The sequence below is a fragment of the Micromonospora sp. C97 genome (assembly GCF_018070385.1).
Classification (GTDB): Bacteria; Actinomycetota; Actinomycetes; order Mycobacteriales; family Micromonosporaceae; genus Micromonospora; species Micromonospora parva.
In genome coordinates this window covers 56497-76193 of record NZ_JAGPXU010000022.1, presented here as the reverse complement: position 1 = coordinate 76193, position 19697 = coordinate 56497, and the positions used below count along the sequence as shown (strand labels likewise).

Sequence of the window (19697 nt, the reverse complement as noted above, 5' to 3'; positions counted from 1 at the left end):
CGTCTTGGTTCGTGACTGCGGGGCTCGCAACACCGGCTCACTCCTCGCCCTCACTGGTGCGCCGGACGGTGGGCGGCTCGACGACCTGGCGCCCCTGCCCGGAGACCGGGCAGCTGGTGCGCACCGGGCAGACCCGGCACTTCGAGTTGGCCACCGCCGCGAACGTGGCGGCTGCCATCGTATCGGCGGTTCGCCGGACCAGCGCGGTCGCCCAACCGGCCGCCGGCCCCTCGCTGGCCGCCGGTTGGTTCTGCTCCCTGGCGTCCTTGGCGGTGGTCCCCAGCTGCACCAGCGCGGCGCCCCCGGACTCGTCACCGAACTCGGCGAACGCCCCCGCCTCCACCGCCGCCTGGTAGGCGCCAAGCTGCGGGTGCTCCGCCAGGTCGGCGCCGGTGACAGCTGTGGACTTGCCGGTCTTCAGGTCGATCACCACCAACCGCCCGGCCTCGTCGACCTCCAGCCGGTCGACCCGACCGGTCAGCTCGACGGGCCGGTGGGGATCGTCCAGGCGGACGGCGAACTCGTGCTCGATGGCGAGCAACCGACGCGGGTTGGTGGCCAGCCAGCGCAGCAGCTTGTCGACCATCGCCTCGGCGCGCTCCCGCTCCGGCCCGGCCATCCACCGGGCCGCCAGCTCGATCGCGTCGAACCGGGCGGCCACGTAGTCGAGCAGCGCGCCCCGGTCGGCACTGGCGTCCTCGGCGAGCATCGCGGCGGCGTGCACCAGGTTGCCCACCCCCTGCGCGGTGCTGGTCGGCCCGCTGCCGCCATGCCGTTCCAACAGCCACCGCAGGCTGCACCGCAGCGCGCTCTCCATGGCCGACGGGGTGACCCGCACCGGGTCGCCGTCGTCGACGAGCGGCCGGTCGTCGGAGAGCGCCCGCAACCCCCACCAGTCGTCGGGGTGCGCGCCGGGCACTCCGGCGGCGGCGAGCCGGGCCAGTTCGGCCGCCGCGGCGCGCCGCCGGGTCGCCGGGGCGGCCGGGTCGGTGATGGCGGTACGGAGTTCCGCCACCAACGCCGGCAGGGTGAGCGCCCGGGGTGGACGGGTCACCGGCAGCGCCCCCGGATGGTCCGGCCCCTCGTCGCCGGCCTCACCCGCGGTGGTGCCACCGGAGGACGGCTCGGTGCGGGGACCGGGCGGCGGGCCCGGCGCTGTCGGCGGGGTGCCGGGCGGCGGCGTGCCGGGCGGGGTGTTCGGGATCAGCTCGTGCAGGAACCGGCTCGGCTGCTCCTCGTGATCGTCACCGCCGACGGCGGCCGACGCCACCGCGCTGACCAGCAACCGGTGCCGGGCCCGGCTGACGGCGACGTGGAAGAGCCGACGCTCCTCGTCCAGCAACGCCGAGGTCTGACCCACCACGTTCGCCGCTCTCGCGCCGTCGACCGACCGGCCGGCCAGCACGTCGACCAGCCGCTCGGAGCCGAGCAGGCTGCCGCGCAGCCGCAGGTCCGGCCAGATGCCCTCCTGCACGCCGGCCACCGCGACCAGGTCCCATTCCAGGCCCTTCGCCGCGTGCGCGGTGAGCAGGCGTACCGCCGCACCCCGGTCGGCGGTCGGCGCGATGGTGTCGGCCGGCAGATCCTGGGCGAGCACGTGATCGAGGAACACCTCGGTACGGGCACCGGGCAGCCGGTCGGTGAACCGGGCCGCCGCGTCGAAGAGGACCAGCACGGCGTCCAGGTCACGGTCGGCCGCCTCGGCCCGCCGTCGCCGGGCCAGGTCACCCTCGCCGACCTCCGGGCGGCCCTGGTTGATCGCGCCGGCCCAGCGTTCGGCGAGACCACTGGCCTGCCAGACGGCCCAGAGCACGTCCTCGGCTGTCGAACCCGGCCGATCGGCGGCCTCGCGTGCGATGGCCAGCAGCCCGGCCACCGCCTGCGCCGGTTCCGCCCAGCGACGGTCGATGCCGGCCAACTCCTCCGGATCGCGCAACGCCTCGACGATCAGCTCACCGGAGGGACGTCGGTCACCGGCAGCCAGCGCGAGCGCCCGCAGGCCCTGCCGCAGTCGCCGCTCGGCCAGCGGGTCCGCCCCACCCAGCGGCGAGTGCAGCAGTGCGACAGCCGACTCCTCGTCGAGGCGTTCCGGCTCCAGTGCGCACCGCAGCAGGAGCAGCAGCGGCGCGACCGCCGGTTGCAGGTGCAGGGGCAGGTCCTCACCGTGCACCACTGTGGGCACCCCGGCCGCGTGCAACGCCCGTCGCAGGGTGGGCAGCTGCAACGCGGTGGACCGCACCAGCACCGCCATCCGGGACCAGGGCACGCCGTCGAGCAGGTGCGCCGAGCGCAGCGCGTGGGCCAACCAGGCGGCCTCGCTGGTCGCCGAGCGGAACGTGTGCACCTCGACCACACCGGGCGGCGCGTCCGGCAGCGGGTGCAGCCGGCGGTGCGCGGCCGGACCCCGCAACCGGCGACCCAGCCGGGCGATCGCCGCGAGCAGACCCGGCCCGGCCCGGTACGACGTGGACAGCAGCACCTGTGCGGCGGGCGCACCGGAGGCCGTCCGGAACCGGTGCGTGAACGTCGTCACCCCGGCCGGGTCGGCGCCCCGGAAGGCGTACGTGGACGAGTCGGGGTCGGCGAACGCGACAAGCGACTTGCCGTTGCCCGCGATGACCGAGAGCAGCTCCAGTTGGGCGGGGTCGGTGTCGGCCAACTCGTCGAGGTAGACGTGGGCGAGCCGGCGGCGCTCGGCGGCCAGCAACTCCTCGTCGTCGCGCAGCAGCCCGGTGGCCGCCCGGACCAGCTCCGCCGGGTCGTACGCGATGGAGCCGCGGTTGCTGACGTCGCGCAGCGCGAGCACTGCCACGTACTCCCGCAGGAAGCGGGCGGCAGCCGGCCAGTCGGCGCGGCCGAGCTTCTCACCCAGCCGGGCCAGGTCGGCCGAACCCACCCCGCGTTCGGCGGCGCGCATCAGCAGGTCACGCAGCTGGCCGGCGAACGCCCTGGTCCGCAGGGCGGGGCGCAGGTCGGTCGGCCAGCCGACCGGGTCGTCCTCGGGCTCTTCGCCCACCACGTCCAGCAGCTCACGGATGATCAGATCCTGCTCGGGGCCGGTGAGCAGCCGGGGCGACGGTTCCCCCCGCTCGGCGGCGGCGCGGCGGAGCAACCCGAAGGCGTACGCCGGGAAGGTGCGCACCAGCGGCTCCCGCAGCACCCGGTGGCCGTCCTGCGCGATGCGGGCCTCGATGCGCTGCCGCAGTGCGGTGGCGCCTCGGCGGCCGAAGGTCAGCACGAGGATCCGTTCGGGGTCGACCCCCTCGGCCACCCGGGCGGCGACCGCCTCGACCAGCGTGCTGGTCTTGCCGGTGCCCGGACCACCGAGCACGAGCATCGGCCCGTCGGTGTGCCCGACCACCTCGGCCTGCACCGGATCGGCCCGCCAGCCGCCGCCGACCGCCACCTCAGGCCCGACCACACGCTCGGCCCCACCAACGCCTACGGGCCCATCGGAGCGCGCGGACCCACCCGCCGCCCCGACACCGCCGCCGGACGTGCCGTCGCTGGCAGGCACGGAAGCGCCGTCAGGCGTCGCCCCGTCCCCCCGCGCCGGCCCACCGGGCCGCCGCACCAACCGGTACGCCTGCATCAGCTCATCCCATCAGACCCATCCGACACCAACCCACCCACACCCCAACCCACCTCGTCGATCATGAAGTTAGCGGCGCGACACGCCGACAGCGACGTCGACAACTTCATGATCACCGCAGGGGGCGGAGGGGGTGCGGGTCAGGTCAGGTGGGATTCGAGGATGTCCAGGGCCTCGGTGACGGTGGTGGCCACGGTCAGCAGGTCGCGGCCGGCGGGCTTCAGGAAGGTCTGATCGGCCAGCGCGTCGAGCCAGTCCAACAGGGGGCGGTAGAACCCGTCGGTGTCGATCAGCACCATCGGCTTCGCGTGCAGGGCGAGGGTGGCGGTCGTCCAGACCTCGAACAACTCGTCCAGGGTGCCCAGGCCGCCGGGCAGGGTGAGGAAGGCGTCCGACTTGTCGATCATCACGGTCTTGCGGGTGGCCATCGAGTCGGTCACCAGCAGCTCGTCCGAGGCCAGGTCGGCGACCTCCAGGTCGACCAGCGACTGCGGGATCACGCCGAGGGTGCGCCCACCGGCGGAGCGGGCGCCGTCGGCCAACGCGCCCATCATGCCGACGCAGCCACCGCCGCTGACCAGCGTGTGCCCGCGCCGGGCCAGCTCCGCACCGGTCTCGGCGGCCAGGTCCAACCAGCGCTGGTCGAGGGTACGAGAGGAGGCGCAGAAGACGCAGATCGCCGCCATCAGTCGTGATCCCGGGGCTGCTCGGTGGCCTGGACGGCGGCGGCCTGCTGGTCCGCCCCGGTCCGGGCGACGGCCTCCTCGCGGACCGCCTCCTGCTCGGCGGAGAGCACGGCCTCCGCCTCGACGATGTACCGGACCGCCTCGTTGACCTCGTCGGTGAGACAGATCAGGTCCAGGTCGACCGGCCCGATCTTGCCGGTGGCGGCCATCGTGTCGCGCAGCCAGTCCAGCAGGCCCTGCCAGTAGGCGACGCCCATCAGCACCACCGGGAACCGGGTGACCTTGCCGGTCTGCACCAGGGTGAGCGCCTCGAACAGCTCGTCCATGGTGCCGAACCCGCCGGGCAGCACGACGAACGCCTGGGCGTACTTGACGAACATCGTCTTGCGGGCGAAGAAGTAGCGGAAGTCGATGGCCAGGTCGACCCACTCGTTGATGCCCTGCTCGAACGGAAGCTCGATGCCGAGGCCCACGGAGAGCCCGCCGGCCTCGCTGGCGCCGCGGTTGGCGGCCTCCATCACTCCGGGCCCACCTCCGGTGATCACCGCGTAGCCGGCTCGGGCCAGCGCGCCACCCAACTCCTCGGCCAACTGGCACTCGGCGCTGTCCGGCGCGCTGCGCGCGGAGCCGAAGACGCTGACCGCCGACGGCACGTCGGCGAGGGTGTCGAAGCCCTCGACGAACTCGGCGAGGATGCGCAGCGCGCGCCAGGCGTCCTTGGTCTTCCAGTCGCCGCGCCCCCGCGAATCCAGCAGACGCTGGTCGGCGGTGCTGCTCGGGATCGCCCCCCTGCGCAGGGTGACCGCACCGCGATGCCGCTCCTGGCCCGGACCGCGACCGGCCTCCCGCCCGTTGCTCTGGCTCATGGAGCAACCGTAGTGGAGCAGCACCGGCCGGGTGCGCGGGGCGGGGACGCCGAGAAATTGTTCGCGATCAAGGGCAACTATTCGACGCTCCCGTACGTCTTACTATTCACATACCGGGTATGCCCCGGCGCGCGCCTTCGGGGGAGGAGACAGCGTGATCAGCAATAGCGAGATGATCCGGATCCGTCGCCAGATGCAGCGACGGATCCGAGACGTGGTGGCCGAACGCCGCCGCACCCGCCAGCAGAACCCGATCCCCACCTCCCCCACCCCGTCCGGAGCCGATCAAGAGGTTTGCGTCGCCGACAACGGGCCAGGCTGACGCAAACCTCTTGATCACCGACGGAAGCCGGGCCGCGACCGGTCAGGCTGGGGCTAGCCAGCGGTGCAGGGTTGCCGCGCCGTCGCGGATCTTGCTGATCTCGACGTGCTCGTCGGGGTGGTGGGCCAGGTTCGGGTCGCCGGGGCCGAAGTTGAGCGCGGGGATGCCCATCGCCGCGAACCGGGCCACGTCCGTCCAGCCCAGCTTGCCGATCGGCGCGGCGCCGACCGCCGCCAGGAACTCCTTCGCGGGGGCCGCTTCGAGCCCGGGCGCGGCACCGGCAGCCATGTCGGTGACCGTCACCTCGAAGCCGTCGAAGACCTCCCGCAGGTGCGCCTCCGCCTCGGCCGGCGTACGGTCCGGCGCGAACCGGTAGTTGACCTCGACCTCGCAGTGGTCGGGAACCACGTTGCCGGCGACCCCGCCGTTGATCCGTACCGCGTTCATGCCCTCGCGGTAGTCGCAACCGTCGATGGTGACCCGGCGGGCCTCGTACGTCTGGAGACGCCGCAGCACCTCACCGGCGGCGTGGATGGCGTTCACCCCGTGCCAGGAGCGCGCCGAGTGGGCGCGTACCCCGGTCGTGGTGACCACCGAACGCATGGTGCCCTGGCAGCCCGCCTCGACGATGCCGTAGGTCGGCTCCAGCAGCACCGCGAAGTCCGCCTGCAGCCACTCCGGGAACGCCTGGGCGACGAGGTTGAGGCCGTTGTACCGGGACTCGATCTCCTCGGCCTCGTAGAAGAAGTACGTCACGTCGTAGCGCGGCTCGGGCAGGGTGACCGCCAGGTGCAGCGCGTACGCGGTGCCGGACTTCATGTCGGAGGTGCCGCAGCCGTACATCAGGTCGCCGCGCATTGTCGACGGGAAGTTGTTGTTCAACGGCACCGTGTCGAGGTGCCCGGCCAGCACCACACGCTGCGACCGACCGAGGTCGGTGCGCGCCATCACCGTGTTGCCGTGCCGGTGGGTGGTCAGGTGCGGTACGCCCCGCAGCACCTCCTCGACACAGTCGGCGATCGCCTTCTCGTTGAGGGACACGGACTCTATGTCGACCAGAGCGCGGGTCAGCTGCACCGGATCGGCGAGGACCTCGGGGGTCAGCGGGTTCTCCATGGTTCGCACGGTACCTTCAGGTCTGTCAGTGCGAGGAGCGAGCCGAGGTCAGCCCGGCCGTGACCGAGAGGTGTAACAGTGACGTCCGCAGATTCCGCCTGGGGCATCGGCCTGGCTACGGTCACCGCAGACGAGCAGGTGCTCGACACCTGGTACCCGACCGGCAAGCTGGGCCTGGGCGAGCTGCCGCTGGTCGCCGGCGAGGACAAGGCGGACGTGCTCGACCTGCCGCCGGCCGCGCTCGGTGACCGGTCGCTGCCCGGTCTGCGTACCGTGCAGGTGGTCACCGTGATCGGCTCGCTGGACGACCCGATCAAGGACGCGTCCGACGCGTACCTCCGGTTGCACCTGCTCTCGCACCGCCTGGTGCGACCCAACCGGGTCAACCTGGACGGCATCTTCGGCAAGCTGGCCAACGTGGCCTGGACGTCCGCCGGGCCGTGCCCACCGGATCGGGTGGACGAGCTGCGGGTGATCGAGCGGGCGGCCGGCCGGCACCTGTCGGTGTACGGGGTGGACAAGTTCCCCCGGATGACCGACTACGTGGTGCCGTCCGGGGTGCGGATCGCCGACGCCGACCGGGTCCGCCTGGGCGCGCACCTGGCGGCCGGCACCACAGTGATGCACGAGGGCTTCGTCAACTTCAACGCCGGCACCGTGGGCACCTCGATGGTCGAGGGGCGGATCGTGCAGGGCGTGCTGGTCGGCGACGGCTCCGACATCGGCGGCGGGGCCTCCATCATGGGCACCCTCTCCGGCGGCGGCACCGACAAGATCAGCATCGGTGAGCGGAGCCTGGTCGGCGCGAACGCCGGCGTCGGCATCTCGCTCGGCGACGACTGTGTGGTCGAGGCCGGCTGCTACATCACCGCCGCGTCGAAGATCACGCTCCCCGACGGCCGGGTGGTCAAGGCCCGGGAGCTGTCCGGCGTCGACGGGCTGCTGTTCTGGCGCAACTCGGTCACCGGCGGGCTGGAGGCCCGGCCGCGCACCGGCCGGGGCATCGAGCTGAACGCCGCCCTGCACGCCAACGACTGACGGCCCCGCCGGGTCCGCGGCGTTCGGCCACGGACCCGGACGGGGTACGCCTCAGCGCAACCGGTACGCCTGGATGATCCGCTGGGTCACCGTGTTGCCGGCGGTGTCCCTGGCGGTGGCCCGCAGCGACACGTGGCCGGTGCCGGCCGGATGCCGCAACAGCGCCGACCAGCCGTCGGCCGAGGTGCGGACCAGCTTCGCCCTGCCCCAGGTCTTCCCACCGTCGTACGAGACGTCGACGGTGAGCTTCTCCACCCGGGCGCTCGGCGCGCCGGGCTGCCGCTGCACCCGTACCGGGATGACGAAGCCCTGACCGGCCGGAGCGCTGTTGTCGACCCGCAGCGGCGGCGCGAAGCGCACCACCGACAGTGGCAGTCGGGCCGGCGTGTCACCGGCGACGTGCCGCGACCGGAAGGTCCAGCTGGACTCCACCTCGGTGCTCAGGTCGGTGAAGCTGCGCTTCGCCGACGTGACGAGCCGGTAGTCCGCCTTGCCCGGCGGCACTGCGAACTCGCCGTAGCCGGCGTACTCGCTCTCGCCGACCAGCTTGCCGTTGCGCCAGAGCTTGGTCTGCTCGCTGTCGTTCAGTGAGCCGCCCGGGTGCCCTGCCGCGTCGCTGTGGATCGGCACGTCGACCACTATCGTGTCGCCGTCGCGGGTGACGCTCTGGTGCGGCCAGCGCGGCTTCGGGAACGACGGTCCGTACGGGCCCTGGTTCCAGATCTCCTGCACCGTCCGCCCAGCCCGGTACGCGGTGGGGACGGAGAACAGCACCGTCTGCGGGTTCAACCAGCCTTCGTCGTCCACCGTCCCGAAGGAGACCTCGGATTCCCACGTCACCCCCTTGGTGTTGTAGTGCTCGACCCGCTGGCCGGGCACGGCGGTGGGCAGGATCAGGGCGGAGCCGCCGACGTTGTACTCCAGTACGGGGTACACGATCCGCTCGGCCTGCATGCCCGGGTAGCCGCCACGGAACCGGTGCACGACGGTTGCCAGGTCCCGTCGGGTGTAGTCGCGGACGAACCCGGTCGGCATCCGGCCGGGGATCGCCTCGGCCAGCGCGTACAGGTACGGGCTGTTGGTCGGGTCCGGCGTGGTCCACTGGCTGCTGACGGTGGCGACGAACCGGTCGGCGGGGCTCGGCTTGCCGAGCTGACCGCTGGTCAGGTCGGCGAACGTCTCGGCCCAGAGGCCGACGGTGTACGCGCTGCCGTCGTCGGCGGTGAAGTTGCCGCTGACGTCGATCAGGAGCGGTACGGCGGTCCGGTCCGGAATGGTCGTCCGCACCGGCTTGGCGCGGCGGGCGTCCACCACGATCCGGGTGTCCCGCTCGACTGTCACCTCGGGCTGCGCCAACAGGGACATCCCGCGCGGCTCATCCTCCGGACCGGGCTCGAAGACCAGACCGCTGAGGCCGTAGCGCCCCTTCGGCACCCGAACGCTGGCCACCCCGTCGGAGCTGACGACGTCCCAGGCGCCGAAGGTGTCCATCCCGAGCAGCAACGTCCAGTGGTCAGCGGTGCGCTCACCGGCCCGGTTCAGGTGCTCCACTGTCAGCGTGTAGCTCTCCACCTCCCGGTTCACTGCCAACGGGGTGACCGCGACCGCCGCCCCGGATCGGGCCACGATCCGCCCGGTCCAGTAGCCGTCGGCGTCGCCGAGGCGGGTGTCGGTGGTGACGGTCGTGGCGGCCGTGCCGCCGGCCGGCACGGTGAGTTGGTTGGCACCCAACTGGAACAGGCCGGCTGGCAGCGCGCGACCGCCGGGGCCGGCGCCCTCGACGCTCAGCTCCAGGGTGACCGCCGCCGGACCGTCGTTGCGCCAGGTCACCGTGCGGGTGATCGGCGCGTCGTCACCGTGCGGCCAGAGCGCACGCCCGAACGAGACACTCACCGGGTCGGTGGTGACCTGCTGGGTGATCGCGTGCGCGACGTCGACCCGCCCGGCTCCCTGCTGGTAGGCGGTCTGCTCCGGGTGCGGCTTGGCGGCGGCCATCAGGGTGGCCTTGATCCGGTCGGCCCGCCATCCCGGGTGCTGCTGGGCCAGCAGCGCGGCCGACCCGGCCACGTGCGGGGTGGCCATCGAGGTGCCGGAGATGGTGACGTAACGGTCGTCGACCGGATCGCCGATGAAGCCGTTGGCGGACCGGGCGGCGACGATGTCGACGCCGGGCGCGGTGATGTCCGGCTTCACCGCGTCGTCGCCGACCCGGGGACCCCGGCTGGAGAAGTCGGCCAGTTCGTCGTCCCGGTCCACCGCACCCACGGCGAGCCCGGCGTCGGCGCTGGCCGGGGAGCCCACCGAGCCGTCCGAGCCGTCGTTGCCGGCGGCGAGGACGAAGAGGGTGCCGGTCTGCGCGGTCAGCGTCTGCACGGCCTCCTCCAGCGGGTCCACCTCGGGGGTGTCCCAGCCGCTGAGGCTCATGTTGACCACGGCGGCCTTCTTCTCGACAGCGGCCCACTGCATCCCGGCGAGGATCGCCGAGTCACTGCAGCCGGCGTCCTCACAGACCTTGCCGTCCAGCAGCGTCGCGTCCGGCGCCACACCCCGGTACTTGCCGCCGGAGGCCGCGCCGCTGCCCGCGATGGTCGAGGCCACGTGGGTGCCGTGGCCGACCGTGTCCCGAGCGTCGGTGGCCTCGGTGAAGTTGCGCGCCTCGGCCACCTTGCCGGCCAGGTCGGGGTGCGTCGCGTCGACGCCGGTGTCCAGCACCGCGACGGACACTCCCGCGCCGGTGAACCCGGCCGCCCAGGCGGCGGGCGCGCCGATCTGCGGCACGCTGTGGTCGAGGGTCACCCGTCGACGGCCGTCCAGCCAGATCCGTTCGACGCCCCCTGCCGCGTCGAGCCGGGCCCCAGCGGGACCGGTGGTCACCGTCTCCCAGACCGCGCCCAAAGAGGATTTGTCGCTGGCCAGCGCGGCGCCGCGAATCACCGGCAGGTCGCGGGTCTGCCGGGTGCCGGGCAGCGCGGCCGGGGCACGCCGGGCGGCACCCGTCGAGCCGTACGTCACCAGGAGCGGCAGGGTGTCGCGGTGGGCGTCGTCGTAACCCGCCTCGACCAGCCCGGTGACGTCGAAGAGTCGCCGGTCCACCCGGCCCGAACGCAGCAACGGCAGCGCGTCCGTCGGCGTCACCGAGAGGCGTCCGCGCTCGCGCCGGACGAGGAACTGCACGCTCTCCCGGCCGGCGCCGGGCCGGACCGCGGCGCCGGAACCGGTGACGGTGACCCGGTCACCGGTGATCAGCGTGACGGTGCTCGAGCGGTTGGCGGTGGGTCCACCCGGCGTGGTCTGGCCGGTGCCGCCGGGTAAGGCGGGCGCGGTGGCCGTGGCTGAGGCGGGAGCCGGCGCGGATAGCGCCAGCGTGAGCACGAGGCCGACGGCGGCCAATCTTCTTGTCTGATGCAACGGATCCTCCTGGTCAAGCGTCTTTGATACATGGGAGTCGCATTGACATCCCACAATTACATACTGGGTATGCAAAATGAAGTACAAAAAATGACGGACCCGCCACGAGCCGACGAACCGGGCCGGCATGATCGGGCGGTGACCTCCATGAAGGACAAGATGCTCGCCGGCGAGCCGTACCTGGCCGACGATCCGGACATCGTCGCCGACCTGGCCCGGGCCGCCCGGCTGATGGAACGCTTCAACACCAGTCCCGCCGACGACCCCCAGGCCCGGATCACGGCGCTGCGGGACCTCCTCGGCGAACTGGGCGAGGACACCTGGATCCGCCCGCCGTTCTACTGCGACTACGGCTGGCAGATCCGAATCGGCCCGCGCAGCTTCGTCAACTACAACGCCGTCTTCCTCGACGTCGGCCGGATCACCCTCGGCGCGGACGTCCAGGTCGGCCCGAACGTGCAGCTGCTCACCCCGACACACCCGGTCGAACCCGGCCCGCGACGGGACAAGTGGGAGGCGGCCCGACCGATCACCATCGGCGACAACGTGTGGCTCGGCGGTGGCGCGATCGTGTTGGCCGGCGTGACGATCGGCGTGAACACCGTCGTCGGGGCGGGCGCCGTGGTCACCCGGGACCTGCCCGCCAACGTCGTGGCGGTCGGCAACCCCGCCCGACCCGTCCGTCAACTCGACTAGGGTGCGCCATCGAGGGCTAACTCGAGCGGGAACACGGAGGACAGCATGGGCACGATCCACATTGACCTGTTCGCGACACTCGACCTGGTCGCCCAGGCCCCGGGTGGTCCCGAGGAGGACCCCGAAGGCTTCCCGTACGGAGGGTGGCAGGCGCCCCTGTTCGACGAGACGGGCGGCCGCCAGGTCATGGACGGCATGCGGGGCATGGACGCGCTGCTCCTGGGCCGCCGGACCTACGACATCTTCGCCGCGTACTGGCCGCACCAGGCCGACGGCGTCGACGGCGGAATCGCCACCCTGTTCAACAGCATCCCGAAGTACGTCGCCTCACGCGGCAACCCGGATCTGGGCTGGGAGGGCTCGACACACCTCGGACCCGACCTGGTGACCGCCGTCCGGGCGGTGCGGGACAAGCACGAGAAGGTCCACGTGATCGGCAGCCTGAACCTGGTGCAGACGCTGCTGCACGAGCGCCTCTTCGACCAGCTCAACCTGTGGATCTTCCCCATCGTGCTGGGCGTCGGCAAGAAGGTGTTCGACGGCGGCGCGGTGCCCGCGAACCTGACCCTGCTCGAACCGCCAGCCACCTCCGGCAGGGGCGCGGTGCTCCTGCGGTACGGCCTCGCCGCCGGGACGCCCGGCACCGGGGACATGAGCCGCCCGGGACGCGGCGTCGAGCAGTAGCGCGTCCCGGCTGGCCCGTGGTCAGGCCGGCGGGGGCTCCGACAGGCGGACCACCAGATCAGCCCGGTCGGCGGTGGGGGTGATCAGGGCCGCGTTCGCCTCGTCGCTGCCCAGCGCCCACGCCCGCGCCTGCTCCGGGGACCTACCGAACGCCTCGTGCCGGGCGGTCAGCCGGCGGTGCCGCACCTCGGCCTCCAGGTCGAGAAACCACGCCTCGTGCAGCAGCGGTCGGATCTCCTGCCAGGGGAAATCCCGCAACAACAGGTAGTTGCCCTCGGTCACCACCAGCCGGACCGAGGGCAGCACCTCGATGGCGCCGGCCACCGGCTCCTCCAACTCCCGGCGGAACTCCGGGGCGTAGACCGACGTCGGCTCCAACCGGTGCAACCGGCGCAGCAGCGAGACGTACCCGTTGACGTCGAAGGTGTCCGCCGCGCCCTTGCGGTCGGCGCGGCCCAGGCGGACCAGCTGCGCCTGCGCCAGGTGGAAGCCGTCCATCGGCACCAGACAGGCGGCCGACCCGACCTCGGCGACGATCCGTTCCGCCAGGGTGGATTTCCCGGCCCCCGGCGCGCCGGCGATGCCGAGCAGTTGTCGCGGGCCCGCCTCGGCGAGCGCCTTCGCCCGCGCCACCAGCTCGTCGACGGAGAGCACCCGGGCCGGCGGCATCAGCCCAGAACCGGGTCGCTGATGGTGAACCGCGCCTGCACGGCCGCCTGCACGGTCTGCGGCTGCGGGTCCAGCTGAAGCTCCGGCGGACCGCCCGCGTCGGCGGCCCCGGCGAAGGCCGCACGGGCGAACATCGGCCGGTCGACGGGGCCCGCGTCGGCCAGCTCGATCAACGAGGTGACCCGCGCGCCCAGCGCCTCCGCGTACTCCCGGGCGCGCAGCAGCGCGTCGCTGATCGCGGCGTGCCGGGCCGCACGATGGGCGGGGCTGTCCGGACGGAGCTCCCACCACGGGCCGGCCACCTCGACCTGGTCCTGGTCGGCGAGCCGGAGCATCAGCTCACCCAGCGCGGTGAAGTCGGTGACGGTGACGGTGGTGGTGACACTGCCGTGCCAGGCGACCACCCGCTCACCCGAGCGCCGGGTCTCCGGCCACACCCGCAGGTCGCCGGTCTCCCGCCGGGCCACCGCCGGCCCGGAGCCGTCCAACAGCACCCGGACCGCCGCGGCCCGCTCGGCCAACCGGGTCAGCGTCGCCTCCCGGTCCCGGTCGCGGGCTGTCGCGGTGACCGCGAACCGGGCCAGCTCGGGCGGCACCTCCTGGTACGCCTCGCCGCGCACCTGCACCACCGGACCGTCCACCGCCATGCCCCTCAGCCTAGTCAGCCACGGGACGCCGCGCCGCGTAGGAGACAGTGTCCGCGTCGACGTGCAGACCGCTCAGATGGCCGCCGCTCACCCCCAGCTCCCGCAGCCAGGACACCTCTGCGGCGTGGTCACCACCGGCCGGGAACCGCCTGTCGTCCGCATCGAACCGCCGGTCGCGCAGCGCCGCGCGGGCGGCGCGCGCCTCGTCGTACCGGGCGGTGAGCCCGGCGGCGTCGTCGGCGCGCAGCGCGGTGGTCAGGTCGTCCAGGAACCTGGTGACCTCGGCCAGCTCCCGCAGCACCTGGTCCCGGTTGCCCAGCAGCATGTTGGCGGTCCGATCGGCCGGGGTCCCGGCGACCCGGGTGCCGTCGGAGAAGCTGCCGGCGGCGAGCGCGAGTATCGCGTCGCGCAGTGGTGCGCGCTGCACAGCACCGGCCAGCGCGCCGGCGAGCAGGTGCGGCACGTGTGAGGCGAGCGCGGCGGCCGAGTCGTGCTCAGTGGCCGACATCGGCACCACCCGGGCCTCGAAGTGCTCCACCAGCAGCGCGGCCAGCCAGCGGAACGCGGTGATCGCCGGCCCGGGGGCCGGACAGAGCACCCAGGCCGCGCCGGTAAGCAGGTCCGCCCGCGCGGCGGTCAGCCCGGCCCGGTCGGTGCCCGCCATCGGGTGGCCGGGCACGAACCGGTGCGTCAGCCCCTGCGCGGCGGCGAACGCCGCCACCTGTTCCTTGGTGCTGCCGACGTCGGTCAGCACACACCGCTCACCGGTCATCGCCGCCACCTCGACCAGCGTCGACGGCAGGGTGGGCAGCGGCCCGCACAGGAAGACCACGTCCCGGTCGGCCACCGCCTCGACCAGCCGGTCCGGCGCGGGTACGCCCGCCCGTCGGGTCTCCCGCCGGGTGGCCTCGTCCGGGTCCCACCCGACCACGTCGACGCCGGCGGCCACCAGCCGGAGCAGCAGCGAACCACCGATCAGGCCGGTGCCGACCACCGCCGCCCGCACCCGCGCACCTGGCCTGTCCACCATCCGCACACCTCGATGTTCCTGCTGGGCTCGCGGGGCCGCGACGGCCCCGACCAGGTCCGGCGCCGAGGATATCGGTCGGCGCGGGCCGGTCGTCGCGCCGCGGACCCGGGACGGCTCGACCCGCCCGGACCGCGATCAGGCCAGGCGCGCGGCGACGGCGGCGACGTGCTCGTCGGACTCGGTCAGGGCGACGCGGACATGCTGCCCGGCCGTGGGGCCGTAGAAGACGCCGGCGGCGACCAGGATGCCGCGTCGGGCCAGCCAGTCGACCGTCTGCCAGCAGTCCTCACCTCTGGTCAGCCAGAGGTACAGGCCCGCCTCGGAGTGCTCGACGGTGAACCCGGCACCGGTGAACGCCGCGGTGAGCACCTCCCGCCGGGCGCGGTAACGCTCCCGCTGCTCCTCGGCGTGTCGCTCGTCCTCCAGCGCTGCCACCATGGCCGCCTGCACCGGCGCGGGCACGATCATGCCGGCGTGCTTGCGCACCTTGAGCAGCTCGGCGACGAGCGCCGGGTCGCCGGCGACGAACCCGGCCCGGTAGCCGGCGAGGTTGGACCGCTTGGAGAGCGAGTGCACGGCCAGCACCCCGGCGTAGCTGCCCCCGCTGACCTGCGGAGACAGCACCGAAACCGGGTCGGCCGACCAGCCCAGGGGCAGGTAGCACTCGTCGCTCGCGACGACGGCGCCGCGCTCGCGGGCCCAGTCGACCACCTTGCGCAGGTGCGCCGCTGGCAGCACCCGGCCGGTCGGGTTGCCGGGCGAGTTGACCCAGACCAGCCGGACCCGTGGGGTCGGCCCGAGCGAGGTGAGCGAGTCGGTACGGACGACGGTGGCGCCGGCCAGCCGAGCACCGTCCTCGTAGGTGGGGTACGCGATCGACGGCACCACCACCACGTCCCCCGGGCCGATCCCGAGCAGCGTCGGCAGCCAGGCCACCAGCTCCTTCGAGCCGATGGTCGGCAGCACTCCGAGACCGTCGACGCCAGCGCCACAGGCCCGGGACACCCACGCCGCGATGGCGGCCCGCAACGCCGGGGTGCCGGCGGTCAGCGGGTAACCGGGAGCGTCGGACGCGTCAGCAAGCGCCCGCCGGATCACCTCGGGCACCGGGTCGACCGGCGTACCCATGGAGAGGTTGATCAGGCCCTCCGGATGCGCCGCGGCCAGTGTGGCCGCGGCGTCCAGGGTGTCCCAGGTGAACTCGGGCAGCCGCGACGAGACCGGCGCGGGCCGGTTCAGTGGCCCTCGCCGCGCGGCGGCTGCGCGGCGACGAAGGTGGCGTCCTTCTCCACCTTGCCGATCTTCGAGGCACCACCGGGCGAGCCCAGATCCTCGAAGAACTCGTAGTTCGCGCCGGTGTAGTCCTTCCACTGCTCCGGGACGTCGTCCTCGTAGAAGATCGCCTCCACGGGGCAGACGGGCTCACAGGCACCACAGTCGACGCACTCGTCGGGGTGGATGTAGAGCATCCGGTTGCCCTCGTAAATGCAGTCGACCGGGCACTCCTCGATGCATGCCTTGTCGAGCACATCTACGCACGGCTCGGCGATGATGTAGGTCACCGGTCTTCTCCTCCGCAAGACTCGCCGCGATCTCCCGCGACGGTAAGAGCCTAGTATCTCGCCGGGGAGGGGGTCGATCGTGCTCCGACAGCAGGATGTGGGACACCGAATCGTGGTCCGCCGGATTGTGGGGATTCGCGAGGGCCGCCCGCTATTCTCCGACGCTCTCGGCGAGCTGGTCGAGCTGAGCGAGACTCATCTCACGCTGGCCACCGCGCAGGGGCAGCTTCGGGTTCCGGTGGCGCAGGTCCACCGGGCCAAGCGCGTACCGCCGACCCGTCGGCCGACCGCCGCCGCGGTGGTGGCGCTGGAGCGGGCCGCCGACGAGGCCTGGCCGGCACCGACCCGGGGCCGGCTGGGTGACTGGCTGCTCCGGTCGGCCGAGGGCTGGACCGGGCGCGCCAACTCGGCACTGCCGATCGGCGATCCGGACCGGCCGCTGGCCGCCGCTGTCGACGCCGTGCAGCGCTGGTACGCCGAGCTGGGCCAACCCGCGTTGGTCAACACGCCGCTGCCGCTCGCCGCCCCGGTCGGCGCCGAACTGGACGCCCGCGGCTGGGGCACCCGCCCACCGACGCTGGTGCAGACCGCGCCGCTCCCCCGGCTCGCGTCGGCCCCCGCCGACGAGCACTGCGGCACGTCCATCGACCAGGGCGACGCCAGGGGTGCACCGACCGATACTGCCGACCCCGCCTCCGGCACACCGGACGCCGCCGCTCGGATCGACGCCGCCGCCGGTGCGCCAGCCGGCGGGAGCAGTGCGGTCGTCGATCTGGCCGCCACGCCGAGCGACGAGTGGCTGGCCATCGCCGCCGGGCGCAAGGGCGGCCTACCGGAGGCCGCCCGGCACGTCCTCTCCGCGGTGGACCAGGTCCGCTTCGCCCACGTGTACGCCGACGGCACCCTGGTGGCGATCGGCCGTGGCACAGTGACCGGCCAGGGGCGCTGGCTGGGCCTCAGCCTGATCGAAGTGCTGCCGGTGGCCCGCCGACAGGGACTGGCTCGCCGTGTGATCAACGAACTGGCCGGCTGGGGGGCGTCCGGCGGCGCAACGCACGCCTTTCTCCAGGTCGAGCAGCGCAACGAAGCGGCGGTCGCGCTCTACCAGCGGCTCGGGTTCGTCACCCACCACACCTACCTGACCCGGGTCGCCCCGAGCAGATGATCGACTCGAGTGTCAACAAGTCGCGGCGTCCCGGCGGTGGTCGACTCGACTTTCCGGAAATCGCGGCATTCCGGCGCCCGGGACACCCCGACTTCACGGAAACCGAGTCGATCAAGCTTGGGGGCGTGGGACGGACCGCCACACGTACCGCCGGACGGGCCGAGGCTGGCGCGGGTCGGGCTGGGCCGGTGGTCAGCGGCGCACGACCCGGCGCGGCTTGGCGGCCTTGACCTCCGCGTACCGCTTGAGCTGCTGAGAGCGGTAGTCACGGCCGAGCGCGGTGAGCACCAGGTAACCGACCAGCACCCCCGCGCCGGTGGCGAGCAGGTAGAGCCAGATCTGGGCGAAGAACGTCCCCGCGCCACCGGCGAACGGGTTGTGACCGACCAGCAGGGGCCCGACCAGCACTGTCAACACCATCGCCACCGGCACCACGAGGGCCATGTCAGCCGCCCAGTCCGCCAACGGCCGGCGTCGACCCCAGCGGAAGGCGACAACGGCGAGGATCAACCCGATCACCGCGAACATCGTCAGCGACACCCGGTCGGCGGCGGTGTCGTCACCGTCGAAGCCGAACTCGGTGATCAGCCGGGCGACCACGTTGACCGCGAACAACGCTGCTACGAGCACCCCGATGTCACGCCACCGCTTGTCCATCGCCGGACCCTCCTGCCGTACGCCCCGTCGTGGGGTTCGCATCCCTGGCAGGAATATCTACCACCCTTACCTGGGATCCGTCATCAGCCGGCAGCAGCCCGGCAGCAGCCACGGCGTCAGCCGCCGAGCATGGGCGGCTGCGGGGCGAGAATCTGCCGGAAACCCATCACCGCGAACGTCATCGCGCCCGCCACGATCATGGCCAGCCCGACCCAGTTGTCGCCGGCCAGCAGCAGGTCGCCCTCGCTGGTCCGGATGGCGGCGACCGCCATCAGCGCGAACCACGGCACCGCCGGCAGCGCCACCGCCCAGCGACGGCCGACCGCCTCGTGCGCGAACCAGCTCAACACGATGTTGGCGCCGATGGCGAGGAGCACCGACACACCGACCAGTTGCCCGCCGACGCGGACCGTGGCGAGCAGCAGCTCCAGCACGCCGGTCACCACCCCGGCGACGGCCACGACGAGCGCACCGACCAGCCGCAGACCCAGGTCCACCAGTCGCGGCGGTGGCCCCGCCGGGGGCGGGGCTTCCTGGTCGTCCACGACCGTCACCGGTGCGGCCGGCAGCGTCACCGCAGACCCGCCGCCGCGACCGGGGAACGGTCCGGGGCGGGCTGCGCGGGCAGACCGGCGAAGAGGTCGTCCTCCCAGCCGTACGGCCCGGCGCCCGGACCCTTCTCGCCGACCGCGAGGGTGAAGAACTCCACACCCATGAACTCGCCGCCGAAGTTGCCGGCGATCGAGTAGAGCCAGGAGTTGGCCGGGATCTGGGTGGCGTGCGCCCGCATCGCGGCCTCCTTGGCCAGGTGCTGGTCGGTGCCGTCGATCCGGGCGGCGATCTGGGCGTCCGGGGTGCCGAAGGGCAGGTCGGCGATGTCCTCGATGCCGCCGAACGGGTTGTCGGACGACTCGGCGAAGTGCGCCATGCCGGCTTCCAGGACGCTGAGCGGCATGGCCGTCCAGTAGACCTTCGCCGGGGCGCAGCCCTGCGCGGCGGCCAGCTCGACGGCGCGCATGGCCACCCGGTGCGCCTGGATGTGGTCGGGGTGGCCGTAGAAGCCGTTCGGGTCGTACGTGACGAGCACTTGTGGGCGTACCTCCCGCATGATCTCCACGAGATGCCCCGCGGCCTCGTCGAGGTCGGCCTGCCAGAAGGCCCGGGGGTGCTCGTTGGTCGCGAGCCCCATCATCCCGGAGTCGCGGTATCGGCCCGCGCCGCCGAGGAAGCGGTGGTCGCGGACGCCGAGCGCGGCACACGCGGCAGCCAGCTCGGCGATGCGGTACCCGCCGAGCTGGTCGGCCTCGGCGGCGGCGAGCTGGGCCAACGCGGGCACGTGGATCTCGCCCTCCTCGCCGAGCGTGCAGGTCACCAGGGTGACGTGCGCGCCGGCGGCGGCGTAGTGGGCCATCGTCGAGCCGGTGCCGATCGACTCGTCATCGGGGTGCGCGTGGACCAGCAGCAGGCGGCGGTCGGGCAGCATCGTCACGACGGTCACTCTAACTGGCAGTTCTCCCCGGCCGAGGCTGACGCGTCCGCCCAGGTCGGCCACATCACCT

At 73.0% G+C, this 19697-nt stretch carries 18 protein-coding genes; 5 read left to right on the top strand and 13 right to left on the bottom strand.

All coding sequences use genetic code 11. The annotated features are described in order from the left end of the window. Positions 1-37 precede the first annotated feature (37 nt). From KBX26_RS24135 to KBX26_RS24125, 3 genes are all read right to left on the bottom strand, one after another. The gene (locus tag KBX26_RS24135; protein ID WP_210866494.1) at positions 38-3592 is read right to left on the bottom strand and encodes an ATP-dependent DNA helicase; all 3555 of its coding nucleotides are present in this window, start codon (positions 3590-3592) and stop codon (positions 38-40) included. A gap of 140 nt (positions 3593-3732) precedes the next feature. Continuing rightward, positions 3733-4278, bottom strand: a complete 546-nt coding sequence (locus KBX26_RS24130) for a TIGR00730 family Rossman fold protein (RefSeq protein WP_210866493.1) — start codon at positions 4276-4278, stop codon at positions 3733-3735. Then, positions 4278-5144 carry a TIGR00730 family Rossman fold protein gene (locus KBX26_RS24125; RefSeq protein ID WP_030337558.1) on the bottom strand — a complete coding sequence of 289 codons (867 nt, stop codon included), beginning with the start codon at positions 5142-5144 and terminating at the stop codon, positions 4278-4280. Before KBX26_RS24125 ends, KBX26_RS24130 begins: the two co-directional genes overlap by 1 nt. Positions 5145-5298: 154 nt before the next feature. Here KBX26_RS24125 and KBX26_RS24120 point away from each other — a divergent pair, with 154 nt between their 5' ends. Continuing rightward, positions 5299-5466, top strand: a complete 168-nt coding sequence (locus KBX26_RS24120; RefSeq protein WP_156057972.1) for a hypothetical protein — start codon at positions 5299-5301, stop codon at positions 5464-5466. A 42-nt stretch (positions 5467-5508) separates the two neighbouring features. Here the strand turns inward: KBX26_RS24120 and dapE are convergent, their stop codons facing one another. Continuing rightward, positions 5509-6582: a succinyl-diaminopimelate desuccinylase gene (gene dapE / locus KBX26_RS24115; protein WP_210866492.1), complete on the bottom strand. Its 1074-nt coding sequence runs from the start codon at positions 6580-6582 to the stop codon at positions 5509-5511. A 78-nt stretch (positions 6583-6660) separates the two neighbouring features. On the opposite strand from dapE, the gene dapD reads away from it, so the two are divergent. Next, positions 6661-7620: a 2,3,4,5-tetrahydropyridine-2,6-dicarboxylate N-succinyltransferase gene (gene dapD / locus KBX26_RS24110; RefSeq protein WP_210866491.1), complete on the top strand. Its 960-nt coding sequence runs from the start codon at positions 6661-6663 to the stop codon at positions 7618-7620. A 51-nt stretch (positions 7621-7671) separates the two neighbouring features. Here the strand turns inward: dapD and KBX26_RS24105 are convergent, their stop codons facing one another. Beyond that, positions 7672-11010: a S8 family serine peptidase gene (locus tag KBX26_RS24105; RefSeq protein WP_247681011.1), complete on the bottom strand. Its 3339-nt coding sequence runs from the start codon at positions 11008-11010 to the stop codon at positions 7672-7674. Between the two features lie 156 nt (positions 11011-11166). Here KBX26_RS24105 and KBX26_RS24100 point away from each other — a divergent pair, with 156 nt between their 5' ends. Together KBX26_RS24100 and KBX26_RS24095 are read left to right on the top strand one after the other, a co-directional pair. After that, on the top strand, positions 11167-11724 hold the full coding sequence (locus tag KBX26_RS24100) for a sugar O-acetyltransferase (protein WP_307857893.1): 558 nt from the start codon (positions 11167-11169) through the stop codon (positions 11722-11724). Positions 11725-11769: 45 nt separating this feature from the next. Then, a complete protein-coding gene (locus tag KBX26_RS24095) occupies positions 11770-12408 on the top strand; it encodes a dihydrofolate reductase family protein (protein ID WP_210866489.1) in 639 nt (212 codons plus the stop codon). A 21-nt stretch (positions 12409-12429) separates the two neighbouring features. Here the strand turns inward: KBX26_RS24095 and KBX26_RS24090 are convergent, their stop codons facing one another. The 5 genes from KBX26_RS24090 to fdxA all read right to left on the bottom strand — a co-directional run bounded on the left by KBX26_RS24090 (position 12430) and on the right by fdxA (position 16316). Then, positions 12430-13077, bottom strand: a complete 648-nt coding sequence (locus KBX26_RS24090; protein WP_030337549.1) for a nucleoside/nucleotide kinase family protein — start codon at positions 13075-13077, stop codon at positions 12430-12432. Further along, positions 13077-13724 carry an SIMPL domain-containing protein gene (locus tag KBX26_RS24085; protein ID WP_030337548.1) on the bottom strand — a complete coding sequence of 216 codons (648 nt, stop codon included), beginning with the start codon at positions 13722-13724 and terminating at the stop codon, positions 13077-13079. Before KBX26_RS24085 ends, KBX26_RS24090 begins: the two co-directional genes overlap by 1 nt. 10 nt (positions 13725-13734) lie before the next feature. Next, positions 13735-14754, bottom strand: a complete 1020-nt coding sequence (locus KBX26_RS24080) for a prephenate dehydrogenase/arogenate dehydrogenase family protein (protein WP_030337546.1) — start codon at positions 14752-14754, stop codon at positions 13735-13737. A 135-nt stretch (positions 14755-14889) separates the two neighbouring features. Next, the gene (gene dapC, locus KBX26_RS24075) at positions 14890-15993 is read right to left on the bottom strand and encodes a succinyldiaminopimelate transaminase (protein WP_036412562.1); all 1104 of its coding nucleotides are present in this window, start codon (positions 15991-15993) and stop codon (positions 14890-14892) included. After that, positions 15990-16316 carry a ferredoxin gene (gene fdxA, locus KBX26_RS24070; RefSeq protein ID WP_007464872.1) on the bottom strand — a complete coding sequence of 109 codons (327 nt, stop codon included), beginning with the start codon at positions 16314-16316 and terminating at the stop codon, positions 15990-15992. The genes dapC and fdxA overlap by 4 nt, the downstream gene beginning before the upstream one ends. 79 nt (positions 16317-16395) lie before the next feature. Here fdxA and KBX26_RS24065 point away from each other — a divergent pair, with 79 nt between their 5' ends. Further along, entirely contained in the window at positions 16396-17481 is a 1086-nt protein-coding gene (locus KBX26_RS24065) for an N-acetyltransferase (RefSeq protein WP_210866488.1), read from the top strand. Between the two features lie 192 nt (positions 17482-17673). On the opposite strand, the gene KBX26_RS24060 is transcribed toward KBX26_RS24065, so the two are convergent. From KBX26_RS24060 to mshB, 3 genes are all read right to left on the bottom strand, one after another. Continuing rightward, on the bottom strand, positions 17674-18138 hold the full coding sequence (locus KBX26_RS24060; protein WP_030337542.1) for a hypothetical protein: 465 nt from the start codon (positions 18136-18138) through the stop codon (positions 17674-17676). 116 nt (positions 18139-18254) lie between these two features. After that, complete coding sequence (locus KBX26_RS24055) at positions 18255-18713, bottom strand: hypothetical protein (RefSeq protein ID WP_030337541.1); 459 nt, start codon at positions 18711-18713, stop codon at positions 18255-18257. Next, on the bottom strand, positions 18710-19636 hold the full coding sequence (gene mshB, locus KBX26_RS24050; protein ID WP_030337540.1) for an N-acetyl-1-D-myo-inositol-2-amino-2-deoxy-alpha-D-glucopyranoside deacetylase: 927 nt from the start codon (positions 19634-19636) through the stop codon (positions 18710-18712). Before mshB ends, KBX26_RS24055 begins: the two co-directional genes overlap by 4 nt. Positions 19637-19697 lie beyond the last annotated feature (61 nt).

Coding starts and splice junctions, on each gene's coding strand:
- KBX26_RS24135 (WP_210866494.1), bottom strand. CDS start 3,592: ATGCAGGCGTACCGGTTGGTGCGGCGGCCCGGTGGGCCGGCGCGGGGG.
- KBX26_RS24130 (WP_210866493.1), bottom strand. CDS start 4,278: ATGGCGGCGATCTGCGTCTTCTGCGCCTCCTCTCGTACCCTCGACCAG.
- KBX26_RS24125 (WP_030337558.1), bottom strand. CDS start 5,144: ATGAGCCAGAGCAACGGGCGGGAGGCCGGTCGCGGTCCGGGCCAGGAG.
- dapE (WP_210866492.1), bottom strand. CDS start 6,582: ATGGAGAACCCGCTGACCCCCGAGGTCCTCGCCGATCCGGTGCAGCTG.
- KBX26_RS24095 (WP_210866489.1), top strand. CDS start 11,770: ATGGGCACGATCCACATTGACCTGTTCGCGACACTCGACCTGGTCGCC.
- KBX26_RS24090 (WP_030337549.1), bottom strand. CDS start 13,077: ATGCCGCCGGCCCGGGTGCTCTCCGTCGACGAGCTGGTGGCGCGGGCG.
- KBX26_RS24085 (WP_030337548.1), bottom strand. CDS start 13,724: ATGGCGGTGGACGGTCCGGTGGTGCAGGTGCGCGGCGAGGCGTACCAG.
- KBX26_RS24080 (WP_030337546.1), bottom strand. CDS start 14,754: ATGGTGGACAGGCCAGGTGCGCGGGTGCGGGCGGCGGTGGTCGGCACC.
- KBX26_RS24060 (WP_030337542.1), bottom strand. CDS start 18,138: ATGGACAAGCGGTGGCGTGACATCGGGGTGCTCGTAGCAGCGTTGTTC.